Source organism: Kocuria oxytropis, from assembly GCF_040981195.1.
In the GTDB taxonomy this organism is placed as follows: domain Bacteria; phylum Actinomycetota; class Actinomycetes; order Actinomycetales; family Micrococcaceae; genus Kocuria; species Kocuria oxytropis.
The window spans coordinates 90,107-108,085 of sequence record NZ_JAVFXA010000003.1; the positions used below are offsets into that span (position 1 = coordinate 90,107).

General features: G+C 73.3%; 9 protein-coding genes. 1 reads left to right on the top strand and 8 read right to left on the bottom strand.

The features are described 5' to 3' along the window. Window positions 1-2: 2 nt before the first annotated feature. The 5 genes from purU to QYM41_RS04410 all read right to left on the bottom strand — a co-directional run bounded on the left by purU (window position 3) and on the right by QYM41_RS04410 (window position 9,115). On the bottom strand, window positions 3-869 hold the full coding sequence (gene purU / locus QYM41_RS04390; protein ID WP_368798525.1) for a formyltetrahydrofolate deformylase: 867 nt from the start codon (window positions 867-869) through the stop codon (window positions 3-5). 623 nt (window positions 870-1,492) lie between these two features. Then, window positions 1,493-2,632, bottom strand: coding sequence for a VIT1/CCC1 transporter family protein (locus tag QYM41_RS04395; protein ID WP_368798526.1), 1,140 nt, complete (start codon window positions 2,630-2,632; stop codon window positions 1,493-1,495). A 190-nt stretch (window positions 2,633-2,822) separates the two neighbouring features. Beyond that, window positions 2,823-4,061, bottom strand: a complete 1,239-nt coding sequence (locus tag QYM41_RS04400; RefSeq protein WP_368798527.1) for a benzoate/H(+) symporter BenE family transporter — start codon at window positions 4,059-4,061, stop codon at window positions 2,823-2,825. Window positions 4,062-4,174: 113 nt separating this feature from the next. Then, the gene (locus QYM41_RS04405; RefSeq protein WP_368798528.1) at window positions 4,175-5,587 is read right to left on the bottom strand and encodes a TY-Chap domain-containing protein; all 1,413 of its coding nucleotides are present in this window, start codon (window positions 5,585-5,587) and stop codon (window positions 4,175-4,177) included. Window positions 5,588-5,776: 189 nt separating this feature from the next. After that, the gene (locus QYM41_RS04410; RefSeq protein WP_368798529.1) at window positions 5,777-9,115 is read right to left on the bottom strand and encodes a DEAD/DEAH box helicase; all 3,339 of its coding nucleotides are present in this window, start codon (window positions 9,113-9,115) and stop codon (window positions 5,777-5,779) included. 128 nt (window positions 9,116-9,243) lie between these two features. On the opposite strand from QYM41_RS04410, the gene QYM41_RS04415 reads away from it, so the two are divergent. Continuing rightward, a complete protein-coding gene (locus QYM41_RS04415) occupies window positions 9,244-12,369 on the top strand; it encodes a hypothetical protein (protein WP_368798530.1) in 3,126 nt (1,041 codons plus the stop codon). Between the two features lie 91 nt (window positions 12,370-12,460). Here QYM41_RS04415 and QYM41_RS04420 read toward each other — a convergent pair whose 3' ends face one another. The 3 genes from QYM41_RS04420 to betT form a co-directional block, all read right to left on the bottom strand. Beyond that, entirely contained in the window at window positions 12,461-14,092 is a 1,632-nt protein-coding gene (locus QYM41_RS04420) for a GMC family oxidoreductase (RefSeq protein ID WP_368798531.1), read from the bottom strand. A gap of 131 nt (window positions 14,093-14,223) precedes the next feature. Then, complete coding sequence (locus QYM41_RS04425) at window positions 14,224-15,717, bottom strand: aldehyde dehydrogenase family protein (RefSeq protein WP_368798532.1); 1,494 nt, start codon at window positions 15,715-15,717, stop codon at window positions 14,224-14,226. Continuing rightward, window positions 15,714-17,858 (bottom strand): choline BCCT transporter BetT, encoded by a 2,145-nt coding sequence (gene betT / locus QYM41_RS04430; protein ID WP_368798533.1) that lies wholly within the window; start codon window positions 17,856-17,858, stop codon window positions 15,714-15,716. The genes QYM41_RS04425 and betT overlap by 4 nt, the downstream gene beginning before the upstream one ends. Window positions 17,859-17,979 lie beyond the last annotated feature (121 nt).

A 17,979-nucleotide genomic window follows, 5' to 3' on the forward strand; every position in this document is an offset into this window, starting at 1 on the left:
GATCAGACCAGGACGATGGTCCGGTTGCCGGAGAGCACCACCCGGCCCTCGGCGTGCCACTTCACGGCGCGGGACAGGGCCTGCATCTCGGCGTCGCGGCCCACGGCCACGAGGTCCGCCGGGGTGTGGGCATGGTCCACGGGCATCACCCGCTGGGCGATGATCGGGCCCTCGTCGAGGTCCGCCGTCACGTAGTGGGCCGTGGCCCCCACCATCTTCACGCCCCGGGCGTAGGCCTGGTGGTACGGCTTGGCGCCCTTGAACGAGGGCAGGAACGAGTGGTGGATGTTGATGCAGCGCCCCGAGAGCTCGCGGGTCAGCTCGTCGGAGAGCACCTGCATGTAGCGGGCCAGTACGACCAGCTCCACGTCGTAGCGGTCCACGAGGTCCAGCAGCCGGCCCTCGGCCTGCGGCTTGGTCCCGGCCGTGACCGGGATGTGGTGGAAGGGGATCCCGTGCCACTCCACCAGGCTCCTGTGGTCGAGGTGGTTGGAGACCACGGCCACGATCTCGATGGGCAGCTCGCCGATCCGGGTGCGGTGCAGCAGGTCCGTGAGGCAGTGGGAGACCCGGGAGACCATCACGAGCACCCGGGTCCGGCGCTGCACGGAGACCATCCGGAAGCGCATGTCGTGCTGCTCCGCCACCGGTGCGAAGCCCTCGGTGAGGGACTCCACGGTGGCCGTGCCGGCCTCGCTGACGGTGTGGCAGCGGATGAAGAACTCGTCGGTGAAGCGGTCCGAGAAGTGCTTGACGTCGAAGATGTCGCAGCCCTGCTGCGTCAGGTTCGAGGTGATGGCACTGACGAGCCCGTGGGCCTCGGGGCAGTGGACGGTCAGGACGTGTTCGACGGTCCCCTGGGCGGACATGGGCGGGCTCCTCGGCGCTGGTGACGGGTGCGCCGCGCGCTGCGGTCCCGGGAGGGAGCGGGCGCGGCCCTACGATCCTAGCCCCAGCGGGCAGAAGGCCGGCACGGCGGTCCGTGCGGGGCGGCCGGGGAGGAGGAGCCGCGGTGTAGACCGATGGCCGCGGGAACGGGCGGTAGGAGTCCGCCCGGCGCGGGGAGAGATGCGCCTCCCATGGAGGACCCGCGGCCATCGGCAGGCGTTGCACGCCTCAACAGAGGAGAGCCGTGGGCTGAGCGGCTTTCAGAACACGGATGCCGCAGACGGTGCACCCCCCAGTGCGTCCGAATCGGTCCGATCCGTGCAATTTCCCCCATTGCTGTGGTTATCACCACGATCGTCACCTTATCCGACGCGGTGCCGGGTGCGCACCAGGTTTGCCCGCACGAATTCCGGCGGCGCCGCACGGGCGTCCCGCCGCAGCGCTCCCGCGGCTCTTCCGCACCGCACGCGGGGCGGTGCGGAGGCCGGAAAACCGGCTCTGACCAGGCGTTTCGTCCCCGGGTCGGTTCCCGGCCGGTGCGGCCGGCGCCCCAGTTGTCCCCGGAAGTGAGGACAACCGGGGTGAGGTGAGCCCGGAGGCCGGATCAGGCGACGCTGGTGTTGAACAGCAGCCCGAGGAGGTAGGTGGCCAGGGCGGCGCCGTAGCCGATCGCCAGCTGGCGCAGGCCGCGCTTCCAGGGGGAGGCCCCGGAGAGCAGGCCCACGAGGCCTCCGGTGACCAGCAGGGCGATCCCCACCAGGGCGAGGGCCACGACCATCGCGGGGATCCCGGTGAGACCCACGAGGTACGGCAGGATCGGGATGACCGCGCCGGAGGCGAAGAAGCAGAAGCTGGACGCCGCCGCCCCCAGGTCCGTGCCCAGCGCCATGGTGGAGTGCGGGGCGGGGTCGTCCTCGACACCGTCCTGGAACGAGCGGGAGGGGTCGCAGTCGCACTCGAAGAAGCCCAGCCGCTCCGCGGCCCGGTGCTCGGCGGCCTCCTCGCTCATGCCCCGTGCCCGGTAGATCAGCACGAGCTCGTTGGCGTCCAGGTCCAGGTTCGGTGCCACGTGCAGCGTCACCTGGGTGGGCTGGGAGGCGTCGAGCAGCTCGCGCTGCGAGCGCACGGAGACGAACTCGCCGGCCCCCATGGACAGTGCGCCCGCGAGCAGCCCTGCGATCCCGGCGAAGAGCACCATCCCCGGGGAGGTCCCGGTGGCGCCCACGCCCATGACCAGGGCGAGGTTGGACACGAGGCCGTCGTTGGCGCCGAAGACCGCCGCCCGGAAGTTGCCGGAGAGCTTGTGCCGGCCCTCCGTGGCGAGCGCGCGGATGATCTCCTCGTGCACGGCCTCGTCCGCGGCCATGGCGTCGGAGGCGTCCTGCTCGCGCTCGTAGGGGGAGCGGCTCTCGGCGCGCTGGAGCAGGGCCAGCACGAAGACGGAGCCGAAGTGCGTGGCGAGGAAGATCAGCAACCGCGAGTACAGGGACGGGCGGGCCTCGGTCCCGGCGTGGGGGCCGAGCAACCGCACCCAGTGCTCGGCGTGGCGCTGCTCGGCCTCGGCGACCTGGTGCAGGATCTCCTGCTCCCGGCCGGTGCTGCGGGCGGCGAGGAGGCGGTAGATCCGCGCCTCCGCGCGCTCCTCCGCGAGGTACTTGCGCCAGCGGCGGATCTGCCCGCGCTCGGGGCGGTCCGGGTGGTGGGTGTCCTGCTGCGAGGCGGGGGACTCGGCGTCGGGTGTCATGGGGCCTTCCTCGGGCCCGGGCGGCACGGGGTGCGCGGGGTCCGACCGGGGGAGCGGTGTGGTCCGGGGGTCCCGCCGGCCCGTGGGCACGGGCGCCGGGCGCCCGGCAGCGGCACCCCCTGTCGTGTCCCGACGAGTGTAGACGCGCGGGCGGAGCACCCGGATTCGGTGCGCCGAAGCCCGGGCCGGCTCAGCGGGCGCGGGCCGCCCCGGGCCGCCGCAGGATCGCGTACGCCCCGATGCCCGCGAGCATGCCCCAGAAGGGGGAGACGATGCCGTAGGGGGCGATCCCGGAGACCGTGACCACCAGGGTGATGAGCGCCGCCTCGATGACCGCCGGCTGGTGCCGGCCCGGGTGCATGCTGTCGAAGAAGGAGCCCTGCAGCGCGCCCAGCAGGGCCACGCCGGCGAGGGCGGTGATCATCCCCGGGGGGATCGCGGAGAACGCGGCCACGATGGTGTCCGCGAACAGGCCGAAGAGGACGTAGAAGACGCCGCACGAGACACCGGCCACGTAGCGCCGGTCGAGGTCCGGGTGGGACTCGGGGCTGGTCGCGATGCCCGCGGTGACCGCGGCGAGGTTGAGGGCGTGGCTGCCGAAGGGGGCGAGGGCGACCGAGGCGACGCCCGAGGCGCCGAGCAGCAGGCGGTCCCGCGCGGCGTAGCCGGCGGTGTGCATCATCGCCAGGCCGGGGGCGTTCTGCCCGGCCGCGGTCACGATCAGCAGGGGGATGCTGATCCCGGCGATCGCGTCCCACGAGAACGTGGGCGCCGTCAGCACCGGCTGTGTCAGGGCGAGGTCCAGGGCCACGGGCTCGATCCGGCCCCGGAGCAGAGCCGTCAGCACCCCCAGGGCCAGGGCGGCGAAGACCGCGTAGCGGGGCAGGAAGCGCCGGCCCAGGAGGTAGCCGAGGACGAGGGCGCCGGCCACCCACGGGTTCTCGACGACGGCGGCGGCCACCTTGATGGAGAAGGGGAAGAGGACCCCCGCCAGGACGGCGGCGGTGATGGGCTGGGGCACCGCGGCGAGGATCCGGCCGATCAGCCCGGTGGCGCCCAGGACCAGGCCCAGGACGCCGGTGACCACATAGGCGCCCACGGCGTCCGAGAAGGAGTAGTTGCCGAGCGAGGTGATCAGCAGCGCGGCCCCCGGGATGGACCACGCGACCATGACGGGCTGGCGGGTCCACACGCTCATGACCGCGCACGTGATGCCGGAGCCGACCGAGATGGCCCACAGCCAGGAGGAGGTGAGCTCCGGGCCGAGCCCGCCCGCCCGGGCGGCCTCGAGCACCACGAGCACGGGGCCCGAGTAGGAGACGACCACGGCCACCAGGCCCGCGAGGGTCGCCGACGCGGACCAGTCCCGCCGCAGCCCGCGGCCGGAGCGCTCGGCGGGCCCGGCGGTGCTCGGCGCGTGACGGCTCATGGAGTGCTCCCGGACGGAGGAAGGGCGGACCGTGCCAGCCTAGGGCGCTCCGGGGCGCGGGATAAATATCGATCCCGCATGACTGACCCGGTCCGGGATATGGATCGGGGGCGTCAGGAGTCGACGGTGTCCGGGGCCGAGGGGCTGCTCCAGCGGCGGCGGTCGGGGGCGATGACCGAGGCCTCGTCGCGGGTCTCCGCCGGGAAGGACCCCACGCCCCAGTGGAAGCGGTACGGGTCGGAGCAGCCCCAGCCGAAGCGCAGGCCCTCGACGAGCTTCTGCGCCGCCTCCGGGAAGCCCAGCGGGGCCGTGGTCCACGGCTGGTCGCGGCCGGCGGGCTCGTTCCACTCGTCCTCGTGGAAGAAGGTGGCGTCCACCGGCCAGGCCGCGCTCTCGAGCTGCCCGCCGGAGAGCACGGCGCACTCCACGCCGTGCGGGCCGACCCCGGCCCACGCCACGGGGGCCTCCGACCGGTCGTCGTCGCGCTCGTACTCCACCACGAGGAAGTCGTTCCACGGCAGCCGGGCGAGCACGGTGGCGATGAGCCGGCGCAGGTCCTCCCACACGTCCTCGCCGGCCGCCGGGGTGGCCGCGTCCGGGACGACCACGCCGATGCCGGCCCGGCCCAGCATCTCCTGGGCCTCCGGCGTGGCGAGGTCGGACCAGGTCCTCGTGTCGGCGAAGCCGTCCCCCGGGGCCTGCCCGGCCGGTTGACGGGCGGAGGCGAAGCGCATGGCCTCCTCCCAGGAGCCGAAGAACCGGCGGACGCCGTCGAAGTAGGGCCGGCGGGTGCTGTCCGCCTCCTGCTCCACGACCCACCGGCCGTAGCGGGCCGTGGTGGGGTGGTGGCCGGCGCGGCGGCAGTGGGAGAGGAACGCCGTGACCGCCGTGGCGTACTCCTCCTCCGTGAAGGCGTGCTCCAGGGCGGGCTCGGCCCCGGCCCGCAGCCCGATCCGCTGGAGCGCCGCGTCCCACCGGCCGCCGCCCAGGCGCTGGGCCACGGTGCGCTCGGGCACGGGCCAGTGGTGGGCGAGCACGCAGAGGAAGTCGGACTCGGTGCACAGCCCGAGCCGCGCGATCTCGTAGCTGTGCGCGCTGAGCGGGCGGCACGCGGACTCCTCGGCGCAGTGCCGCTGGGCCGCCCCGATCAGTCCCAGGGTCCGGCGGGTCAGGGAGCCGTCGGCGTCCGACGCCGAGAGGAGGCCGGTGACGTCGCGGACCAGCTCCGAGCTCAGGTGCAGCGCCGCGTAGTCCGGGGCCGGGGGCAGGCCCAGGTGCTGGGCCATGACGAGCCACACGCCGGCGGCGACCGCCCCGTCGTCGATCACCGGGGCCGAGGCGTCCTGCGGGAAGCGCTGGCCCAGGTGCGCGATCGCCGCGTCCAGCAGGGCGGTCGACTCCTCCGGGAAGAGCAGCTGGAAGCGCATCCGCACCTGGCCGCGGGTCATCCCGCGGTCGGCCATCGCATGGAGCAGGGGGCCGTAGCGCTGCACGAAGGCTGGGAGTCCCGCCACGGCGTGAGGCATGGAGGGTCCTCCGGTCGGGTCGTCGGACCGGCTCGGGGAAGGCGCCCGGGCCGAGGGGGCTGCGCCGTCGTCCGGCACCACACCGCCGCACCACACCGCGCACCTCCGATGCTAGTCGGTGCCCGCCCGTTCCCGCGCGTGCGGGGGAATGTGACGGATCCGGCAGGCGCCGCAGGGCGAACCCGCAGGTCAGGGCATGAGCAGGCCCCGGATGTCCTCGGCGGTGAGCGCGCTGGAGAACATCCTGTCGTCGTCCAGGACCGCGGTGAACAGCTTGGCCTTGCGCTCCTTGAGCTCCATGACCTTCTCCTCGATCGTGTCCCGGGCCACGAGCCGGTAGACCATCACCTTCTTCTGCTGGCCGATCCGGTGGGTGCGGTCCACGGCCTGCTCCTCGGTGGCCGGGTTCCACCACGGGTCCAGGAGGAAGCAGTAGTCGGCCTGGGTGAGGTTGAGCCCGAAGCCGCCCGCCTTGAGGCTCACCAGGAACACGGGCACCTCGCCGGACGTGAACCGCTCGAGCACCCGGGCCCGGTCCGTCGTCGAGCCGTCGAGGTAGGCGTAGGGGATGCGCAGCTCGTCCAGGCGCGCCGCGGCCTTCTTGAGGAAGCTGGTGAACTGGCTGAACACCAGGGGCCGGTGGCCCTCGGCCACGATCTCGGGCAGGTGCTCGAAGAGCAGGTCGAGCTTGCTCGAGGAGACGTCCGCGGCGGGGTCCACGAGGGAGGCGTCCAGGCTGAGCAGGCGCAGGGTGGTCAGGGACTGGAAGATGGTGAAGCGGTTGCGGTCGAGGTCACGGAGCAGGCCGAGGACCTTCTGCCGCTCCCGCTGCAGGCGCGTGTCGTAGATCCTGCGGTGGGCGGGGGAGAGCTCCACCTCGATGGTCTGCTCGAGCTTGGGCGGCAGCTCGAGGTCCACGGACTCCTTCGTGCGGCGGAGCATGAGCGGCTTGACGCGGCGGCGCAGCCGGGCGAGCGCGGCGGCGTCCTCCCCCCGCTCGATGGGGCGCTGGTAGGTCTCCGTGAACTTCCGCCGGGACGGGAACAGCCCGGGCGCGGTCAGGGACAGCAGCGCCCACAGCTCCACGAGGCTGTTCTCGAGGGGGGTGCCCGTGATCGCGAGCTTGAACGGGGCGTCGAGCTCCTTCACGGCCCGGTGCGCCTTGGTCCGGGGGTTCTTCACGAACTGGGCCTCGTCGAGGAGCACCCCCGCCCAGGCGATCCCCCGGTAGGCGGTCTCGTCCAGGCGCAGCAGCGTGTAGGAGGTCACCACCACGCGGGCGCCCGCGGCGGCGTCCGCCAGCTCGGTGCCGGCCTTCGCCTGGGTGTCGGTCACGCCCACGACCGGCAGGGACGGGGCGAAGCGGCGGATCTCCGCCGTCCAGTTGGGCACCACCGACGTCGGGGCGACCACGAGGAACGGCGGGAGGCCCGGGTCGCGCTCGACGGCGCGGCAGATCAGGGCGATCGCCTGCACGGTCTTGCCCAGGCCCATGTCGTCGGCCAGGATCCCGCCCAGGCCGTGGTCCCACAGCACGCTGAGCCACGAGTAGCCGTCCCGCTGGTACGGGCGCAGCTCGGCGTGCAGGGTCGCGGGCACGGGGGGCGTGCTGAGGGTGTCGAGCTCGAGCAGGGAGCGCACGCCCTCCCGCCAGGCCTCGGCCTGGTCCGTGTCCGTCGCCACGTCCTCGAGGTCCTGCCACAGCCCGGCCTGGTGCCGGTGGATGCGCAGCGGCCCCTCGGGGCTCTCCTGCAGCGAGCGGGCCTCGGCGATGAGCTCGCGCAGCCGGTCGAACTCGGGGCGGTCCAGCGAGAACCAGGAGCCGTCCGGGGCCAGCATCACGTCCTGGCCGAGGTCGAGGGCCCGGAAGACGTCGGCGAAGGAGATGTAGAACTCGCCCACCTTGACCGTGACCCCCAGGTCGAACCAGTCCCGGCGCTCCGTGGCGGCGGTGCTCACCGTGATCGTGGGCGGGTCGGCGATCTGCTGGTAGGCCCGCGGCCCGCCGGTGTGCTCGATCCGCAGGTCGGGGACCTTCTCGAGGGCGGGCAGCCACTCGCGCACGAGCACCAGGGCGTCCTGGGCCACGTAGCTCGAGCGGCGGAAGTCCACCCCCGGGGCCCGGTGGCGCACCGCGGCGGTGACCGCGGTCTCCCAGGAGGACTCGCGGTGCACGGGCTCGTCGGCGAGCGGGTCCTCGGGGCGGAAGGGCAGCAGGACCCGGTCCCGGCCCTTCTGGTACTCCCACTCCCAGCGGGCGCGGATCGTGAGCTCCTGGTGCTCCAGGGTGAGCACCAGCTCGGGGTCCGCGACCTGCGGCAGCTCGATGGAGCCGTCCCCGGTGGCCACGTCCATGCTGCGGTGCAGCCGCGGGAAGAAGCGGTCGAAGAACTCCTCGACCTCGTCCTCGGGGATCCGCAGCCCGCCGGCGGTGTCCAGGAAGCGCCGCTGCTCGCGGGTCAGCCGGGTGGCGAGGGGCACGAGCCGCAGCGGGAAGGCGTTGAGGTCCTCGGTGTCGGCGACGGCCTGCGGGTCCCCGTCCGGGGCGAACAGCCCGTGCCCGGGGTCGCCGATGATCCGGGCGGTGCCCAGGGCGATCCTGCGGCCGCCGCTGTCCACCGTGGGCCGCAGCTCGAGGTCCTCGCCGGGACCGCGCAGCACGTCCACGTGGAAGCGCCCCGGCTCCTCGACCGTCACGGGCAGCCCGTGCTCACGGCCCACCAGGGTGATCCCGGCGGACTCCGCCCGGGCGAGGATGCCCCACAGCAGGGGGGAGGCGTAGGAGTCGAGCCGGATCCAGTGCCGGTCGTGCACCGCGTACGGGGAGCGGGTGGCGCTGAGCGCCCGGAGCTCGTCGAACCAGTCCACCTGGGCGGGGCTCAGCGACCACCGGCCGGCGTCCGCGGTGACGCTCTCCCAGTCCAGCCCGCCCTTGATCCACCCGCCCCGCCGGCCCCGGCGCACCGGGCGCACGTACAGGTGCCAGGGCGAGCCCGCGCGGCCCGTGCCGTGCACGTACCGGTACGGCTCCCGCCGCAGGTCGAACTCGAGGGCCACCCCCTCGGGCTCCTCCGGGGGCGGGTCGGCGGGATCCGTCCCGCCCAGGATCTCGGTCAGGGCGTCCTTCCAGTCGGGGGCGCCGCCCTGCCGTGCGGCCGCCCGGGAGGACCGCGCGGCGGCCGGGGGCGCCGCCACCGCGGAGCCGCCCTGCTGGTGGGCGCGGACCGCCGTCTCGAAGTTGTGGCGCAGCACCGCGGCGACGGCGTGCTTGCAGAAGCCCCCGGCCGGGCAGGTGCACCACGCGGGCCCCGTGGCCCCGCCGGAGCCGACGTGCACGGTCACCGAGTACACCGCCCCGGAGCCCTCGACCTCCGCGGTGAGGCTGCCGGCCCCCTCGGCCCCCGGCGACCACCGCACGGTGCGCACGCGCCCGGTGCGGAAGTACTCCTGGCCGCGCCGGAAGACGGCGGGCCCGGAGGCGGCCACGAGCCGCCGGGAGTCCACGAGCGGGCCGGGAGGGGAGTGCATCGTCCCACCGTATCGGTCCGGGGCGCCGGACGCCGCGCGTGCGGAGGGGCCCCGCGGCCCTCCTATAATCGACGGGACCCCTCGACTCATCGACAGCGGCCCCACGTGCGGCCGCGGACGGAGGACTCGTGCCCGACACTGCTGGGCTCCGCCTCGGAGACCATGCCATTGCCGACAGTGCCGAGGAGCTCGCCTACCTCCGGTGGAACGACGCCGTCTGCGCGGCCTTCTTCGGGCCGGAGCGGGCGGGGGAGCTGATCTACCTCGACCTGGACGACAAGACGCTCGCCGCGATCGGCGAGGAGCGCGGCCTCGACGGTCCCTCCACCCTGCGGGCGCTCGCCGACTCGGTGAGCCCGCTGCTCGTGACCGAGGACGGGCGGCGCTCGGTGTTCGACGTGTTCAACCGGCTCAACGGCCAGTGGTACCGCGCCACCCGCCGCAGCCTCGACTCCATCGCCGAGATCCCGCCGCCGCCCGTCGTCGCCCTCCTGGCGCTGTTCGCGCTCGCCGGACGGCACATGTCCACCCTGGCCGCGCGGACGGGCAACAAGTCCGTCTCCACGTTCTTCCTGCCGCTGGCGGTGCTGCTGCAGGCCGGCCCGGAGAACGCCAAGGCCCTCGAGTCCTCCTTCAAGAAGGACACCGAGGCGTACTGGGACGCGCTGCGCTACTGGCTCGAGCTGCGCAACGGCGAGATCGGCCTGCCCACGGCGTACGCGGTGAACCAGCGGCCGGTCGGGCTTGCGCTGTCCCAGACGATGTTCGGCGAGGCCGAGCGGCGCCAGCTGCACCGCATGTTCGAGGACCTGGGGATGACCACCGCCCAGGGCCTGTCCGCCGCCGAACTCGGGGTCTACCTCGACTTCTGGCTGGACATGGCCGAGACGAAGGCCTCCAAGGCCATGAAGCAGGTCTGGGCGAACCCCCTGACCCGCGAGCCCGGCCTGGAGATCGCCCTGGCGGAGCTGGCCGTCTGGGAGCAGTCCCGGGAGCAGGCCCGCGCCGAGGTCCGCGCCAACGGGCGGGGACCGGGCCGCAGCGCCGTCAAGTCCTGCTCGCTGTCCCTGACCGACAGCACCGACTACGTGGGCAACCCCGTGTTCGAGCTCGGCTTCGTGGTGCCCAAGCGCTTCCTCTCCGGCCGGGAGGTGGAGCTCGAGACCACGGCCGGGCCCCGCACCGTGTTCCTGTCCTTCATCGGGGACGCCTTCGTGGGGGTCTCCGCCTACACCGCGCGGATGGACCCCGGGACGCTCCTGGGCGGGACCCTGCAGCTCAGCGCCGGGGACGTGCGCTTCGAGCGCAACCCGCGCCCGGTCGTGATCTTCGCCAAGGACGGCTTCTCGGACACCTTCATCTCCGTGGACCACATCCCGGCGGCCTGGCCGTGCCGGATCATGGTCCGGGACGAGCCCGAGTGGATCGCCCAGATCAAGCGGATCCTCGACGACTCCGCCTCCCCGGACTACCGCTTCGTGGAGGCCGGCACCCACGGCCTCGCCGAGGGCTGGGTGATGTTCGACGACGTGCAGGTGCTGCGCGCGGGCAACCCGGAGCTCACCGCCAACGACAACTTCTCGGGCCTGGTGCCCCGCCTGGTCCCGGCCGTGACCCTCTCCGGGGGTCTGCGGATCCCCGGGGACGTGGTGCGCTGGTCCGCGCTGCGGCCCCCGCAGGTGACCATCACCTCGGACACGGACGCGCCCCTGACCGTGGAGTGCGAGTGGCGCAACCCGCACTCGTTCAAGCTCGAGAAGGCGAAGCTCGTGGAGGGGCGCGTGCCGCCGTTCCAGATCTCGCTGCACGGCACCCCGATGGCCCGTGCGGACCGGACCCTCAAGCCCAACGACTACACCCTGGTCCTCAAGGCGGGCCGCACGGTCCGGCAGCGCCGCGAGTTCAAGCTGCGGGACTCGTCCTTCCACCTGACCCAGCGCTCCCTCGGCTACGAGGGCGAGATGGTGCACGTCGAGGAGGAGCCGCTGTGGCCCGTCACGGCCGGTGTCGTGGCGGAGCTGCCCGAGCGGTACGTGCAGGGCGCCTTCGACAACCTGCCGCCCCGCGAGGCCGCCGGGGACCACGAGGTCCCCGGCGCCCCCGGCTGGCACTCCTCCGAGGGGCAGCTGCTGCTCGAGCGCACCAACGCGCTGCCCGAGCCCGAGGGCCGCTCCTGCCTGAGCACCGGCCGGCACCGCATCGTGCTGCCCGCCATGGAGCCCAAGGCCAAGGCCCCGTGGATCTTCGGGCAGTGCGCCCAGTGCGGGCTGCAGAAGCGCTACCCCGGCCGGCTCACCAAGCCGTCCGCGCTCACCTCCACCGGCTCCGTGGAGGCGCTGCGCTTCATCGGCCCGGACGAGGGGGAGTACCCCACCTCCTGGGCGCCGTTCCGGGACGCCCTCACCTTCCTGGGCGGCGGCAAGCGCTCGAGCCTGTCCATCGTGGCCCGCCAGCTCGAGGACTCCGAGCGCTTCGAGGAGTGGTTCGTGGGCCACCTGCAGGCCCTCGGCTTCCTCGAGGTGGTCCGCGACGAGCACTGGACCGTGCGGCGCTGGCAGGTCTGCGGGCCCGCCCTCACCCAGCTCGTGGACGGCTCCGTGCTCCTGACCGGCGGCTGGACCCCGGAGAAGGAGGCCGTGGTGGCGGAGGCGGCCGCGGCGCAGGACGCGTCCGTGGTGGTGCTCTCCCCCGAGGACCACGGGACCACCCTGCTGCAGGACGTGGACCTGGGGACGCTGCAGGAGGCGCTGCCGGCGGGGCTGTGCGACGTGGTCTTCGACGCCGGGCCCGCGATGCTGGAGACGCTGCCCCCGCTGTCCGAGGTCGAGCAGCGGCTGCGGCGCGCGGAGATGCAGTACAACGGGGTGGCCGAGCGCTTCGTGCCCGAGGACGCCACGTGGGAGCACACCGAGGACCGGAACCGGCCGGGGCTGTACCGGATCAACCACCACCACCGGACCCGGTACGCGTTCCGCACCCCGGCCGACGTCGAGTCCGGCCACGCCCGGTTCGTGGCCTCGGGCATCGGCAAGCACTTCGCGGCCCGGCAGGCCGGGGTGCCGATCGTCTCCTACGACCCCGAGCTGGAGCTGCTGTCCGTGCCCATCGGAGCGGAGCTGGCCGGGCTCTACGCCCGCGCCGCCGTGCTGTGCTCCGGGATGCTGCCGGCCAAGGTGGACGAGGACTTCTCGCTCAACTACGGGGACGTCACGCCCGAGTTCGCCCAGGCCCTGGTGGACAAGCTCATGAGCTGAGCGGCTCCCGGCCGGGGACGGCAACGGGCCCCGGGTCGTCCGACCCGGGGCCCGTTGCCGTCGGCCGCACGGCGTGCGGCCCGGTCCGCGGCTACGCCGTCGGCGCGGCCGCCCGGACTCCGGCGGCCGCCCGGTCCCCGGCGTCCCCGGCGATCAGCTCCGCGGCGCGCTCGCCGATCATGTACACCGTGATGTTGGGGTTCACCGTGGTCAGCTCCGGCATCACCGAGGCGTCGGCCACGCGCAGGCCCGCGACCCCCTTGACCCGCAGCTGCGGATCGAGCGGGGACATGTCGTCGTCCACCGGACCCATCCGGCAGGACCCGGCCGGGTGGTAGACGGTGTTGTGGGTGCGCCGGACGTAGTCGGCGATCTCCTCGTCGGTCTGCACGTCCTTCCCCGGGAACAGCTCCGTCCCGGCCCACTCGGCCAGCGCCGGCTGCGCCACGATCTCGCGGGCGCGCCGGATCCCGGCGGTCATGATGCGCAGGTCGTAGCCCTCGGGGTCGGTGAAGTACCGCGGGTCCACCTTCGGCTTGTCCCGGAAGTCCCGGGAGCGCAGCCGCACGGTCCCGCGGGACCGGGCGTGGGTGACGTTCGGGGTGAGGCAGAAGACGTTGTCCGCGGTGGGGTAGCCCTGCCGGTAGGTGTGCATGTCGAAGTTGACCGAGCCGTAGTGCATCATCAGGTCCGGCCGGTCGGTGCCCGGGTCCACCTGGGTGAAGATCCCGGCCTCCCACCACTGGGTGGACTCGGTGACCATGGGCTGCCTCGCCTCCCACTGGAGCACGCCCTCGGGGTGGTCCTGCAGGTGGGAGCCGACGCCGGGGGAGTCCACGAGCACGTCCACGCCGACCTCGCGCAGGTGCTCGGCGGGGCCGATGCCGGAGAGCATCAGCAGCTTCGGGGTGTCGATCGCCCCGGCGGAGACGACGACCTCGCGGCGGGCGCGCACGGTGCGGGAGGCGCCGAAGGCGTTGTCCACGACCTGCACGCCCACGGCCCGGCCGTCCTCGACGACCACGCGCTCGGCCTGCGTGGAGTGCAGGACCGTGAGGTTCTCCCGGTCGGCGGCCGGGTGCAGGTAGGACACCGAGGACGAGGAGCGGGTGCCGTCGGCCCGGCGGTTGATCTGGAAGAAGTTCGCGCCGTTGCGCACGGTCCGGCCGGTGTTGAACGGGGTGCGCGGGATGCCGGACTGCTCGCAGGCCTCGAGCACGGCCACCCCGCACGGGTCGTCGTCCGGGACCTGCATCAGGTGCACGGGGCCCTCGTGGCCGTGGTGGTCGCCCTCGGCGTCGTTGGTCTCGAGCTTGCGGTAGAGGCGGAAGGCGGTCTCGGCGTTCCAGCCCTCGGCGCCGTGGACCTGCTCCCACTCGTCGAGGTCCTCGGCCGGGGCCCAGAACGCGATGCACGAGTTGTGGGAGGAGCACCCGCCCAGCACCTTGGCCCGGGCCATGCGCATGAACGAGTTGCCGTTCTCCTGCTCCTCGATCGGGTAGTCCCAGTCGTAGCCGGACTCCAGCAGCTCCATCCAGCGGTTCAGCGTCAGCACCTCGTCGACGCCACGGTCGTGCGGGCCGGCCTCGATCAGCCCGACGGTCACGGACGGGTCCTCGGACAGCCGGGCGGCGACGACGGCTCCGGCGGAGCCGCCGCCGACCACGACGTAGTCGAACTCCTGCGGAGCGGCGGGCGAAGGCGTGGGGCTGGGGACGGTCATGGTGTCTCCTCCTGGACGTCGGTGATGCGGAAGTCGCGATGCGGAAGTCGTCGGGTGTGCGAGCGGCCTGCGCGGCGCCGTCGTCGTGCCGTTCCGGGGACCGGAGGACGACGACGACGCGCGGGCGCGGCTCAGTGCTCGGGGAACCAGCCGGTCACGGCCGGGGCGGTGTTCTGGTAGACGTGCTTGAGCTCCTGGTACTCGCCCAGGCCGGTGGGGCCGAGCTCGCGGCCGAAGCCCGACTGCTTCATACCGCCCCACTCGGCCTGCGGCAGGTAGGGGTGGAAGTCGTTGATCCAGATCGTGCCGTGGCGCAGCCGGCCGGCGACCCGCTGGGCGCGCCCGGCGTCGGACGTCCACACCGCACCGGCGAGGCCGTAGATCGTGTCGTTGCCGATCGCGACGGCCTCGTCCTCGGTACGGAAGGTCTCGACCGTGACGGTGGGGCCGAAGGCCTCGTCGTGCACGCAGTCCATGTCCCGGGTGCACCGGTCGATCACGGTGGGGAGGTAGAAGTAGCCGCGCTCGAGCTCCAGCGAGCCGTCGGCGGAGGCGCCGGTGGCGAACTGCCCGCCGCAGCGGACGCGGGCGCCCTGCTCGCGGGCGCGCTCCACGTAGGCGTGGACCTTCTCCCGCTGGGCGGCGGAGATCAGCGCACCGGTCCCGGCCTGCTCGTCGAACGGGCCGCCGAGCCGGATCCGCTCGGCGCGGCGGACGAGCTCGTCGACGAAGCGCTCGGCGATCGACTCCTCGACCACCAGCCGCGCCCCGGCGGAGCACACCTGACCGGAGTGCACGAACGCGCCGTTGAGGGCGTTGTCCACGGCGGCGTCGAAGTCGGCGTCGGCGAAGACCACGTTGGGGTTCTTCCCGCCCAGCTCCAGGGCGACCTTCTTCACGGTCGGGGCGGCCGCGGCGGCGATCGCCCGGCCGGTGACCACGCCGCCGGTGAAGGAGACGAGGTCCACGTCCGGGTGGCTCGCGAGCGGGGCCCCGGCCTCGGCGCCGGCGCCGGTGACCAGGTTGGCCACGCCGTCGGGCAGGCCGACCTCCTGCAGGACGTCCATCATGAGGACCGCCGTGTGCGGGGTGAGCTCGGCGGGCTTGAGCACGAACGTGCAGCCGGCGGCGATCGCCGGGGCGATCTTCCACGCGGCCTGCAGCAGCGGGTAGTTCCAGGGGGTGATCATCCCGCACACCCCCACCGGCTCGGTCACCACCCGGGAGACCACGACGGGGTCCCCGGCGTCGACCACGCGGCCGGCGTGCTCGGCGGCGTTCTTGCCGAACCAGTCGAAGCACGCGGCGATGTCGTCCATGTCGATCCCGGACTCGACCAGGCGCTTGCCGGTGTCCAGGGACTCGGCGCGGGCGAACTCGTCCTTGCGCTCGCGCAGCCTCGCGGCCACCGCCAGCAGCAGGTCGCCGCGCCGCGGGGCGGGCACGGAGGACCAGCGGCCGTCGTCGAAGGCGCGGCGGGCCGCGGCGATGGCGCGCTCGGTGTCCTCGGCGGTGGCCTCGGAGACCGTGGCGACCTCCGTGCCGTCGGCGGGGCAGACGATGGTGCGGGTGCCGCCGGCCGCGGCGGCCTCCCAGCGTCCGTCGATGAAGAGTGTCTCGGTCACGGCTGTGCCTCCTTCGTCACCGCGGGGGTCTGCCCCGTCGGCACGTCGTGGATGTCGGTGGACCAGTCGGGGTGGCCCTCGGCGCCGTCCTGGATCATGGACGGGCCGGTGTGGATGCTCAGGAAGGCGAGGTGCGCCTCCCAGTTGTCGAGGACGTCGTTGATGAGCTGCTCGCGGTTCCAGTCCATGACGTCGGTGCCCTGCGAGCCGGTCTCGTTGAAGACCTCCAGGCGGTAGTAGAGGTCGGAGTCGGGGTTGGTGCGGAACCCGCCGAAGGCGGGGACCGGGGTGGCCACGGGGTAGACCTGGTAGCAGAAGTCCCGGTCGGCGCCCATGGGCACGGTCAGCGTGTACTCCGACAGCTCCTGGAGACCGACCTCCGAGCTGGTCAGCTCGGCGTCGTGGCCCAGGGCGCGGAACTCCTCGACGACCTCGGCCAGGGCCGGGGCCAGCACCTGCTCCTCGTAGCGGCGCACCGCCCGGGGGCCGGGGAAGGAGCCGATGCGGGTGAGCCGGCGCCGCCACTGGCTGTCGGCGCCCGGGGTGCGGGAGGCCGTCACGGAGCGGCGGGTGGCGCTGCGGCCCTCGCGCTGGGAGCGCTCGGCGCGCAGGGCCTTCCAGAACCCGATCATCACCAGGTACATCACGATCGAGAAGGGCAGGCCGATGATCAGCGTGGCGCTCTGCAGGGTGGGCACCCCGCCCACGAGCAGCATCGCCAGGGTCAGCAGGCCGGTGGCCGCCGCCCAGAACACGCGCAGCCACTTGGGCCCGTCCTGGGTGGGGTCCTGGATGGTCGAGGTGAACGTGGACATCACGAGGGCCCCGGAGTCGGCGCTGGTGACGTAGAACAGCAGCCCGGACAGGGTCGCGAGGCCGATGAGCAGGGGTGCGCCCGGGTACTGCTCCAGCAGGGAGTAGAAGGCGCGCTCGGGGGTGTTCATGGCGGCCTGCCCGAAGGCGTCGTCGCCGCCGGTGACGATGGCCAGGGCGCTGTTGCCGAAGACCGAGACCAGGATCAGGATGAACACGAAGGGCACGGTCAGGGTCGCGACCACGAACTCGCGCAGGGTGCGGCCGCGGGAGATCCGGGCCAGGAACAGCCCCACGAAGGGCGCCCAGGCGATCCACCAGGCCCAGAAGAACAGGGTCCACCCGGCCATCCAGTCCGCCGCGCCGGTGTAGGCGAAGGTGTCCAGGGCCATCCCGGGCAGCTCCGCCACGTAGTCGCCGAGGTTCTGCACGGTGGCGTCGAGCAGGAAGGACGTGCGCCCGGCGACCAGCACCCACACGACGAGCGCCACGGCCATCAGGACGTTGAGCTCGGAGAGCCGGCGGATGCCCTTGTCCACGCCCGAGACGCACGAGGCGGTGGCCATGACCACGGCCACGGCGATCAGCGCGGTCTGGGCGGCGACGCCCTCCTCGATGCCGAAGAGCAGGAACAGCCCGTAGTTGAGCTGGACCACGCCGATGCCCAGGGAGGTGGCCACGCCGAAGATCGTGCCCAGCAGCGCGGCGATGTCCACCGCGTCCCCGGCCCGGCCCTGCACGCGCCGGCCGATCAGCGGGTAGAGGGCCGAGCGGATGCTCAGGGGCATGTTCCAGCGGTAGGCGAAGTAGCCGAAGGCCATGCCCATCAGGGCGTACATCGCCCAGCCGATCACGCCGTAGTGGAACAGGGTCCACACCACGGCCATGCGGGTGGCCTCGAGGGTGCCGCCGTCCCCGGCCGGCGGGCCGTAGTACTGGGTGACGGGCTCGGCCACGGAGAAGAACAGCAGGTCGATGCCGATCCCGGCCGCGAAGAGCATCGCGGTCCAGGTGAACAGGTTGTACTGCGGCTTGGAGTGGTCCGGGCCCATCTTGATGGTGCCCTCGCGGGAGACCGCGACGACGACCACGAAGACGAGCACCACGGCGGCGGTGAGCACGTAGAACCAGCCCATGTTGCCGGCGATCCAGCCCACCACGGCGTTGATGACGGTGGAGGCCTGCTCGGGGGCGAGGATCGCCCAGAGGGAGAACAGGACGATGCTCACGCCCGAGCCGGCGAAGACGGCCCGGTTGACCTTCGGGCGGGTCCGCGCGCCCGGCGGATCGTCGCTCTCGGGGGCGGTCGTGGACGGGGCAGCGGTCATGTCGGGTCCTCCTGGAAGGGTGGTCCGGTCTCGTGGGGTCTCCCGCACGCCGGTCCGGGCGGACCGGGCGGGAGCAGGACGTCGTCGTCCCCGCGGCGGGCCGGCGTCGCGCCGCGACGGG

What these genes read in the sequence shown, in the direction of transcription:
- purU (WP_368798525.1), bottom strand. Translation starts at nt 869, where the DNA reads ATGTCCGCCCAGGGGACCGTCGAACACGTCCTGACCGTCCACTGCCCC.
- QYM41_RS04395 (WP_368798526.1), bottom strand. Translation starts at nt 2,632, where the DNA reads ATGACACCCGACGCCGAGTCCCCCGCCTCGCAGCAGGACACCCACCAC.
- QYM41_RS04400 (WP_368798527.1), bottom strand. Translation starts at nt 4,061, where the DNA reads ATGAGCCGTCACGCGCCGAGCACCGCCGGGCCCGCCGAGCGCTCCGGC.
- QYM41_RS04405 (WP_368798528.1), bottom strand. Translation starts at nt 5,587, where the DNA reads ATGCCTCACGCCGTGGCGGGACTCCCAGCCTTCGTGCAGCGCTACGGC.
- QYM41_RS04410 (WP_368798529.1), bottom strand. Translation starts at nt 9,115, where the DNA reads ATGCACTCCCCTCCCGGCCCGCTCGTGGACTCCCGGCGGCTCGTGGCC.
- QYM41_RS04420 (WP_368798531.1), bottom strand. Translation starts at nt 14,092, where the DNA reads ATGACCGTCCCCAGCCCCACGCCTTCGCCCGCCGCTCCGCAGGAGTTC.
- betT (WP_368798533.1), bottom strand. Translation starts at nt 17,858, where the DNA reads ATGACCGCTGCCCCGTCCACGACCGCCCCCGAGAGCGACGATCCGCCG.